This window comes from Moorena sp. SIO2C4 (genome assembly GCF_010672485.1).
GTDB classification, from domain to species: domain Bacteria; phylum Cyanobacteriota; class Cyanobacteriia; order Cyanobacteriales; family Coleofasciculaceae; genus Moorena; species Moorena producens.
Map to the genome: position 1 here is coordinate 1 of NZ_JAAHGN010000170.1, position 9,640 is coordinate 9,640.

General features: G+C 40.8%; 9 protein-coding genes and 3 pseudogenes. 2 read left to right on the top strand and 10 right to left on the bottom strand.

What is annotated here, in order from left to right:
* The 8 genes and pseudogenes from F6K20_RS39905 to F6K20_RS11800 all read right to left on the bottom strand — a co-directional run.
* Positions 1-77: pseudogene (locus F6K20_RS39905) on the bottom strand (four helix bundle protein); the annotation flags it as partial.
* Positions 47-268 (bottom strand): four helix bundle protein, encoded by a 222-nt coding sequence (locus F6K20_RS11770; protein WP_287294786.1) that lies wholly within the window; start codon positions 266-268, stop codon positions 47-49. The pseudogene F6K20_RS39905 and the gene F6K20_RS11770, both read right to left, overlap by 31 nt.
* 79 nt (positions 269-347) lie before the next feature.
* A complete protein-coding gene (locus F6K20_RS11775; RefSeq protein ID WP_008179315.1) occupies positions 348-1,103 on the bottom strand; it encodes an SDR family NAD(P)-dependent oxidoreductase in 756 nt (251 codons plus the stop codon).
* A 25-nt stretch (positions 1,104-1,128) separates the two neighbouring features.
* A complete protein-coding gene (locus F6K20_RS11780) occupies positions 1,129-1,536 on the bottom strand; it encodes a cupin domain-containing protein (RefSeq protein ID WP_008179317.1) in 408 nt (135 codons plus the stop codon).
* Between the two features lie 111 nt (positions 1,537-1,647).
* Entirely contained in the window at positions 1,648-2,535 is an 888-nt protein-coding gene (locus tag F6K20_RS11785; protein ID WP_287294788.1) for a methyltransferase, read from the bottom strand.
* Between the two features lie 24 nt (positions 2,536-2,559).
* Positions 2,560-3,486 carry a formyltransferase family protein gene (locus tag F6K20_RS11790; RefSeq protein WP_287294791.1) on the bottom strand — a complete coding sequence of 309 codons (927 nt, stop codon included), beginning with the start codon at positions 3,484-3,486 and terminating at the stop codon, positions 2,560-2,562.
* Positions 3,483-4,631, bottom strand: a complete 1,149-nt coding sequence (locus F6K20_RS11795) for a TauD/TfdA family dioxygenase (protein WP_287247431.1) — start codon at positions 4,629-4,631, stop codon at positions 3,483-3,485. The genes F6K20_RS11790 and F6K20_RS11795 overlap by 4 nt, the downstream gene beginning before the upstream one ends.
* A 587-nt stretch (positions 4,632-5,218) precedes the next feature.
* Positions 5,219-5,911: an FAD-dependent oxidoreductase gene (locus tag F6K20_RS11800; protein ID WP_287262895.1), complete on the bottom strand. Its 693-nt coding sequence runs from the start codon at positions 5,909-5,911 to the stop codon at positions 5,219-5,221.
* Between the two features lie 194 nt (positions 5,912-6,105).
* Between F6K20_RS11800 and F6K20_RS11805 the strand changes: the two are divergent.
* A pseudogene (locus F6K20_RS11805) lies at positions 6,106-7,279 on the top strand (RNA-guided endonuclease InsQ/TnpB family protein).
* 478 nt (positions 7,280-7,757) lie between these two features.
* Here the strand turns inward: F6K20_RS11805 and F6K20_RS11810 are convergent.
* The gene (locus F6K20_RS11810) at positions 7,758-8,393 is read right to left on the bottom strand and encodes a class I SAM-dependent methyltransferase (protein ID WP_008179339.1); all 636 of its coding nucleotides are present in this window, start codon (positions 8,391-8,393) and stop codon (positions 7,758-7,760) included.
* A gap of 45 nt (positions 8,394-8,438) precedes the next feature.
* Positions 8,439-8,765, bottom strand: a complete 327-nt coding sequence (locus tag F6K20_RS11815; RefSeq protein ID WP_008179341.1) for an IS1 family transposase — start codon at positions 8,763-8,765, stop codon at positions 8,439-8,441.
* 575 nt (positions 8,766-9,340) lie between these two features.
* On the opposite strand from F6K20_RS11815, the pseudogene F6K20_RS11820 reads away from it, so the two are divergent.
* Positions 9,341-9,640: pseudogene (locus F6K20_RS11820) on the top strand (hypothetical protein); the annotation flags it as partial.

Consider the following 9,640-nt stretch of genomic DNA (forward strand, 5'->3'; position numbering starts at 1 on the left):
CCAGTAATTAGCAAATGTGTTTCCAATTCTTTCAGAGATCCATTAGCTATGGAGAGATGATGGATATAGTCTCCCAAATGCAGTCTCCCTTTCCCCTCAGCGATGTTAGCTGGAATTGAAACGGCTCTCGTTGAATTTGGCTGCTCAGTCCATAAATCTCAGTTTTTGGTAACTTAGAAGTAAGTTGGTAGCATAGTACAACCAAGTCCATTGCCCGATTCCAAACCTTTAAGTCTCGATAACTCTTAACTTCGATCACCTGGATCACCTTTTTCGTTTAGTCATTATCTAAAGCCCAACATCTAACACCCAAAACCTAACACCTAACACCACTTCTCTGATGCACTCTAGCGCACGTATGAGGCTCCATTAATATCAATGTTGGTTCCAGTTGCCGAGGGGACTTGTCCGGATAAGAGGAAAACCACCATGGCAGCAATTTCCTCTGGCTGGGCGATTCGCTGTAGGGGAATACCTGATAATATCTCAGACAGAGGATAGTTTTGGGTAAATTCCGCAGTCATCTCGGTATCAACAAAGCCGGGACAAATAGAATAGGCTAGTATGCCATCAGCCGCGAAGTTTCGAGCAATACTTTTAGTGAAATTACTCAGTGCTGCTTTGGAGGCTGCATAGTGCATACACTCTGGGGTGTCACCACGATGAGCTGCACGACTGGAAATATTGACAATAATTCCTCCTCCCTTGGACTTAAAGTGTTCTATGGCGCGTCTGGTGATGGAACTAACAGCAATCAGGTTAACTTGAAGAGTTTTGAGCCATTTTTCTTCCCAGACTGAGGGATTATCATCCAAGCTGAGTTCGGTCATGATGGCGGCATTATTAACAACACCATCAATGGCATATCCCAGATTAATAATTTCCTCCACTAATTCTTGTCCTGCTTGGGGCTCGGATAAGTCTTTTTGAATTACAACACAATCCGTTTTTGCTTCGGATGCTAACTTCTGGGCTGGCTCAATATGGGAATTACAGTGCACCACAACTCGTGCTTCTGACCCAATAAGATGTTCGGCGATGGAGTAGCCGATTCCTGTTCCTGCTCCTGTTACCAGAAATGTTTTTTCTGCGATCTTGATCATTGCATTAGTTCCATTAGGTTAAGATTCAGGATTTCTGGCTAGGAAAGAAATCTGGTTTCCAATCCGCAGGCACTTCTCCCACTTCGTTCTTAAAATCGTGAAAGCTGTTCGGCGAAGAAATGGCTATAAAGTGTAGGTCATTGCTTGATTCATTCCTAATTTGATGCAGCGCTCCCGGAGATATTAGTATGCCATCACCCGAATTAAGAACATGTGTTGTGTTCTCAATTACTATAGATGCTTCACCCTCAAGTATAAAGAAAAACTGTTGGGCAACTTCGTGGTAATGTTCTACTCCCCTGCTGTTGGGAGGCATAATTTCCTGTGCAACGGTTAAATTGTCATTGGCTAATAAATGCCATCCTTGACAGCCAGTTCCCCATTGAAAATTTTCGGCAGTAGCTTTATTGATGATCTTTGCGTGGTTTGACATTGCTTTTTTCTCTTAAATCTAAAGTTACTTTAGCATGAGCAAAACTTAGGAGTTTACTCATGCTTTCTTGGCACGGATAAAATATAACTGCTGATAGAGATTGCCCTCTTCTTATAGAAAGGGGGAGGGTTCTCCTTCTAGATCTGCTAGTTTTTGATAGCTTTGGACAAACTCTGTGTGATAGTTAGCTAAGGCAACATTAATTCTGTGGACAACAGCCCAATTGGCATCACCCCGCTCTTCCCAGTTAATAGAATAGTCTAAAGGATTGTCACTATCGCTTTCAATTCCTTTTCCCCAGTATTTTTCCATTAACCTATGGGTTAGTCTGGGGCCATTTTTACTGGTGGCGATGAAGAGAATTTCCCCTCCTGGTGCCAGGTAGGAACTACCTTGGGTAATTAAAGTGTCCATTACTAGTCTGCCGCGATCGCCATTGCGGTTCCATTCTTCACCCCGAAATTGGTCAGCAAACTTCAGCCTTGCTTGCAATTTTTCCTCCGTATCAGGTAGTGCTGGCGGGTTGAGATAAATGCGATCAACTTTCCCTTCAATCTCTCGATTCCCTTGAATTGCAGCAAAGCAGTTAGACTCAAAACTTTGGAAATCTTTTGGGTTAAGACCATTCAATGCCCAATTGCTTCCTTGCAGGGTAACGGCATAAGGGTTTAATTCCGTGCCAATTACCTGAGCTGCACCACCTTTTCCGGCGACTATGCCAAACATGCCTAAGCCACCAGCAAAATCCATCACCACCTTGCCCCTACAATCATCAGCAGCTACTAGCTCACACATTGTGAGGGAAAATAGTGAAGAAGGTGTCCAAGCATTAGGATGGCTTTCTAGTAAAATATCTAAGTCATTACTGAGATGATATTTGACAATCGTGCCCGCCTCTAAAGACTGATAATCAATGTTACTGTCCGAGTCGTAGGTAATAATTGTTTTTTGTGTACAGAAATCTTTGTCTGTTTCTAAATTCAGCTCTGGAGTTTTCATTAATTCTATTTGTCTTCGGTAAAGCTACACTAATTGGAAAGTTTCAACTGTTTTTTCTAGGTAATAATATGCTAGAATTTCGCAAAATTCACTGTAATAAAATAGTTGTATGCCCAAATCCTCCATTTGATTAACTTCTTGGTAAGTGGGAGTACGATAATATGTTCTTTTACTAAGATCCTGTTTTACATCCCAAGAAAAAGGAAAAGAATATCCTTGAGCTAACTCATCGATGTATTCTAAAAATATTTGGGCACCCTTTTTGTAAATTAAACATAAATTTTTTAGATAGCTGTAGTTTTTATTAAGATCTACAGAGTAAGCTCCTATGATGCTACCTGTATCAATTCCTTCCTCAACAATATGTAAAGTGCCGTAAAGAGATTTTCCTTCAGCCATATCCCACAAGGAACACCACACGCCAGCACGTTCAGGAAGTTTTGATGAGTGAATATTGAAAATCTTACCCACACCATATTCACTTGCTACTTTAATAATTTCTGAACTGATGATTAGATTGTTCCTTACAGACAAACTAATGTAAGGTTCATGTTCTTTATAAATAGCAATAATTTTCTCCTGTTCTTCTCTGTTTTTCGTACTTTTGATGCGATACAATTTGCATTCGTAGTGTCTCGCCATTTGATTGAATGTCATCAAATGGCATTTTTTATTGCCTAGATTTTTTTCAATGTCAGGGAAAACTATGTTACGGATATAATCTTTAGTCAAAAAATTAAACTTAGACAATTTTTCGACTTGGCTTTCTGCTTTTCTCGATACTTTTTGTGACAAAAATATATGAACTTTAAAGTTTATATTGCTCAAAAAAGGAAGCAAAAAATTTAGAGTTATATTAGCGATAATATCTTCGTTACAAAAAATAATCATATTTTTATGCTGATTATTTTTGTCCCTTTTTTGCCTAAAATTGTCTTCACAATTATTCATATCTTCTTGTCATTACTTACTTGTCTATTAAGATCCTCTATTCTGAGTTTACTCTCTAAGTCTTCTGGATAGTTATCGGGACTAAAGTAAGCAAGTTTAGAGAGAATGTCGCTTTGTGTTTTCCAGGCCAATTCATCTTGTAAATATGCCTCAAAACTTTGGCTTGTAACCACCTTTTCTAGTTCTTTGTGTCCAGTAAAATAAATTCCCTGGTCGATGGGATTGGCAGTATTATTATCGAAAGTCCAACGCAGAACTTTTCTAATCTTCGTTTCGGAGTTAGTAAATCCTTCTCTACCATGAAAAGCAACTAAATTTGCCAGCACTAAACTTTCCCTAAGTTCTTCTAACAAAACGCTTGTGTAATTCTCTGGATCTTTATTAAAATTCCAGATCCAGTTCATTGCTATCTGAGTCAAAGCGCTTTTACATTTATATTCAACATCACCATCGGCGCGATAACCCGTTGTAATGCATCTTTTTTCCTTATGGTAATTAATAATTGGTTTACTAAGATGACCATCCGTTCCTTCCCTAAAAAAGGTAACAGCATCTGCTTCTTTTAAAACAGCTAGATAAGGCAAAGGAATAGCATTTAAAAGATGCTGTCCACTCGCCACACGAGTTTCCCCTCCTGATTGAGCATTTTCTAGGACTGTAAACACCACCCAATCAGGAACGACTTTTAAGAATGTGCTGTCTTGATGGACTTCCTGATGACCGTTGTATTTATTACCCTTAACACGATCAGCTGGATTTGCCATCATCAAAACATCATTTTCTTTAAAATCAACGCCATAGTCAGCTAACACTTTTCTGGCTAAAGCATTCTCATTGGATTCTATTTTGCCAGCATTACTATAGGGTTGTCGCACTTGTTCCCCGAGCAATAAATGCAACTGATTTCGCCATTCTTGAAAACGTCGATTATCTAATAACGCATCATTTTCGTGAGTACGGAGAACAAAAAAACCATATAGATTTGTCAATAGCTGCACGTCCCTGCGAATCCCATCATCTGAAAGCTTTCCCCCAGCAGGAATCTGAATAGTGAAATCTTTTTTTGTTAATTTCCTGAGTTGATATAAAAAATCGTAATTGTTCTTTACAAAATTCCTTTTTTTGATGTAATTATCTAGATACATTGTCATTCATAACATTAAGATGATTTATATGTCAAGATATGTCAAGTTTTCTCTTGCTCTTGATAGGCTTTAACTACAGCCTTAATAGTATCATGATTTTCCTTTCTTTCAATTATTTCTCTTGTAACTTTAACAGATTGGTGTAACCTATAAGCATAAGATTTTCTTAACTTTATAAAGTTTTGTTGAATTAAGTAACAAAAACACCTTAGCCCACCGCTACCGGGAGGGAGCATGTCATTTTTGCTGGGGGGGCGACATGAATGGCTATAAAGCTGACAGAACAAGCGCGGGTTGACTGACAAAACTAATCAACCACTTACTGGTAGGTTTGTATTCTGAATTCCAGTCGATAGTCGTTTATCCTGAAGGGGTGACATGGAAGCTAGAATGTAACCATAATAAGCGACCTAGCTCTTATACCTCGTAAATAATACTCCAGTTTATTGGGATTTAAGCTCATTAACTCCTTCACCAAATCCCAAAACGACTCCATAAAACTCACCCAAGTTTGACCATATAAGCTGACAGGGCGCTTGTCGCCCCGTCAGGAAAACGGCTGTAAGATTTACTTAATCAAAAGTCTCTCAAACCAGCACTAATAAAGACTCAAAATTCTTCAATTTCTTAGCTTCATTATTATTAGCATATCCATAGACGCGAGGAAGTTGCTTAGTGCTTAAAAGTACTTTTCTGACCTCAGAGTTGGATACATTACTTAGGTTTCTGCCAGAAAGAAGAGCAGTAATGGCAGCTATCCCCAATGCCTGACCAACACCAGCATTGAATTCCACAATTCTACCAGCGGATGAAGCAAACCCTTGAAAACCAGAACCAGGACTAACAACGGCTAAATTAGGAACTGTCTTAATTTGGGCATGCTGGATGCCAATGTTGAAAATTGGCTTACTAAAACTTACACTTTTTATCCCGTTCTCAGAGGCTCTGTTACCAAGACCTTCGATACCACCGCGCACATCAAAATGATAGCCAAAGGTTCCCAAAGCAGACCAATTCGGTGTGCCACCTAAGAGCATTTGGGAGCCATAGAGAGGGTCTACTACACCAGTAATATTGCCTGCATGGCGGATATAAAGTTCAGATGCTGGCTTAACGGCTTTCGCTCCGATACCCTTTAGCCAAGTTTCCACGAAATTCATCTCTTCGAGAATCTTAGCAGAGGGTTTAGCACCTGCTTTAGCAAATTCCTCTGCTTCACTGCCATTGACCTTACACAGGAGGGCATTCCAGGAAAGCCTACCCCCTGGAAGAATTGCCACATTGCCTTCATCTGTTCGCCTTCCTGGAGACTCCCGCTATAATCGCGAGATTTAGCGGTGAGAGGAAAGGTCAGAAGTTCCCTTAGAATAGTGGTTTGTTCGCGAACAAACCACTATTCTAAGGTTTCGTCTCCGGAAGGACAGAGTTTGAATTTTGTCTTGAAAGTTCACATTTAATATCTTACAATGTGAATATGACTGAAAAAGCTTACCGTTACCGTTTTTACCCAACCTCTGAACAGGAGAACCTGTTGAGAAGAACTTTAGGCTGTGTAAGGCTGGTTTACAACAAAGCCTTAGACGCTAGAACCAAAGGATGGTACGAAAACCAAAAACGGATTAGTTACAAAGAAACTTCCTCAATGTTGACAGGATGGAAAAAACAGGATGACTTATTTTTCTTAAATGAAGTTAGCTGTGTACCACTTCAACAGGGATTGAGACATCTTCAAACCGCTTTTACTAATTTCTTTGCAGGTCGAACAAAATATCCGAACTTCAAGAAAAAACGTAACGGTGGTAGTGCAGAATTGACAAAATCGGCATTTAAATGGAAAGACAATCAAATTTATCTGGCTAAATGCAAAGAACCTTTACCTATTCGTTGGAGTCGTCAATTACCTAAAAACTGCAATCCAAGTACCGTTACGGTCAGCTTAGATCCATGCGAACGGTGGCATATCTCAATTAGATTCAATGACTATAGAGACTTGAGCTTGCCTCCAAAGGATAAACAAATTGGTTTTGACTTGGGGATTACCAGTTTAATCACGACCAGTAACGGCGACAAAATTCCTAATCCCAAGCATTTTAAAAAACTAAAGAAAAAATTAGCTAAATACCAAAAAGCTTTGTCACGAAAACAAAAAGGTTCTAACAATCGTTACAAGGCAAGATTAAAGGTAGCTAAGATACACGCAAAAATCAAGGATGCTAGAAGAGATTTTACTCACAAGCTAACCACTCAACTGGTCAAAGAAAACCAATTGATTGTGTTCGAGGATTTAGCGGTGAAAAATATGGTGAAAAATTACAAACTAGCTCAGGTAATCAGTGATGCTAACTGGGGTGAAATAATCCGTCAGGTCAAATATAAATCAGAATGGTACAACCGTAAAGCTATTTCCATTGACAGATGGTTTCCCAGTACTAAGTTGTGTTCTGTATGCCTTAATCGTGTGGAATCTTTGCCTCTGAGTATCCGGGAATGGGATTGCCCATCTTGTAACGCTCACCATGATCGCGATATTAATGCATCAATTAATATCTTGGCGGCAGGGCTTGCCGTGTCAGTCTGTGGCGACTGTAAGACCTGAAGAGAGTAAGTCTCGGAAGGCTAGTGCTAAGAAGCAGAAACCTAAGTCGTGAGTCTTAGGAATCCCTCGTTATAATCTTTGATTTAACGAGGGAGGATGTCAACACCAAATCCAATCACATCGTAAGAACGTTCTTGATTACTGGCCATCTTTCCCTCACCCCAATTCCTGAACAACTTGATGAACTGATAATTCTAGTGTTCTATAGCTGTCGGATATTGACAGTACCCTTCGGGGTACTATTGATTTTCACTATTTATTCAAATTAACTTCTTGGTGGTGGGAATCGAGAAGAGTGATTTTTCGGAATTTTCCTACATTCTCGATCAGGGCTACTAGGGGGAGAGTGGGAGGGTGCATCTCATATTTGTAAAAAAGAAGGGGAAGTGTGGGAAGTGTGGGGAGTGTAGGAATTTTCGCGGGAATTTTTGCCTAATTGCAAAAGCAAGGGATGCGCCGACCTGAGGGGGTTTCCCCCACTCGCGCTTTGCCTCAAGACAGTGAGATGCACCACGGTAATCTTAGCCTGCTCAGTACTTATTTGCTACAACGAGATAGCTACCATAGATTGACATCAACGGAAAATGCCAACCTAAATACTGGGATACCCTACCTGATCCATATAATTTAACTCCTGAGAATCCATGCATTTGCAATCTCAATCGCAGAACTTCTGGAAAATGCTGAGTTAAATGGCTGACACCGTAAACTGACATTCCAATGATTTTATTTTTTATGTAATTAGGATTGGGAGTGGTAAGCAACAGCCTTCCGCCAATCTTCAACACTCTTTGGAATTCACATAATGTTTTATCTACATCGGCAGGATACAGGTGTTCAAGAAACTCACCAGCAGTAATCACATCAAAAAATCGATCTTCCATAGGTATGTCTGTTGAAAGACCATAGACTTTTTGTGAATAGCACTCAGGCAAAACATCTAATCTTTCTTGTACACAATCAAGACCAAATAATGTCAGGTTCGGGTTCAACTCCTTAAAACGTAATCCACCTCTACCCGTATTGCAACCTACATCAAGAATCTTTACAGCTCCTTTCTGAAAAAAACTGAAGAATTGTTCGTACCTTTTCAAAGTAAAAGGGTCGTGTTCTGAACGATTTTGTTGAACATTCTGAACTTCGTACTTCTTATGCAGATTGACCATGTTTGCTTCTCCAATTCAACATAGACATGACTAAACTCCAAAGCGTTACTGAATTACGGGATGAATCAGGGATAGACAGGTATTTGCCTCGGTGGCACCGGCACCTCCGGCTAACTTCAGGTAATGCACTAACAGTCCTATCGAATGCTTCAGCATTTCTACTGACTTCGAGTAACACAAAGTCTTGGGATGTAGCCGAGCCAGATCGTGCCTCAATCGAGTGAAATCACCCGAACCTCGGGTCATATACAACTTGTTGACGATATCTGGTCTCCATCCGGGATGTAGTTGGGATACACCTTGAAACCATCTGTAACATACAACAAACACTGCCACAAACGCTTCGTACGCCCACACCAGTTCAAAGGTCATTGTACTACGGTCTCCGATTCCCTAAGCTAGAATACCAGGTTCCAACTGGTTGACGGCTGTCGGGACCAGAACCTGGTTTTTTTAGACCCTACTATGGGCTTGCAACTCCGAAAAGTTCCCCCAGTTCTGGAGTATAGTTTGGGTCATATAGCGCTACGCGCAAGTCAGAAGTTAGAAGTCAGAAGTCAAAAGTAAGCTATGAATAAGTTTCGGAGTTTAGGAGCGATGCAGAGGTGCGACCCGTGGCGAATTTAATTCGCCAACGGAAAGCGCACCTAAGCGGTCTTGGGGGTTTCCCCCACTCGCTATTGCATCAAGACAATGTCAAACATCTGAATGCGTAGTGCTATAAGCATCCGGAAGCAGCCCACCCACCTGCACGGGCCGAGGTGATGATGGTTGTATGATGAAACCCATTGACCATTTTTGAATTTGGGTAAGCATTCAGCCGTTCGCGTAGCTTGCGCCTATGTGCAATGCGCAATGCGCAAACGGGAGAATTTAATAGTTCGATATTAATCAGAATTGAAAGTCTGGGGAAAAGCCCTTGGCCTAGCGGATTGGCTGATAGCTGAATGCTTACACTTCAACTTAACAACCTTGGCCAAAGGCCACGCGCTTCGCAGCAAAGCGGGACGAAGTCCATCGCGTTCAACTTAACAACCTTGGCCAAAGGCCACGTGATCGCGTTCAACTTTCAACCGTTCAACCTTCAACCGTTCAACCGTTCAACCGTTCAACCTTCAACCGTTCAACCTTCAACCGTTCAACCTTCAACCGTTCAACCTTCAACCGTTCAACCTTCAACCGTTCAACCTTCAACCGTTCAACTTTCAACCGTTCAACCTTCAACCGTTCAACCGTTCAACCTTCAA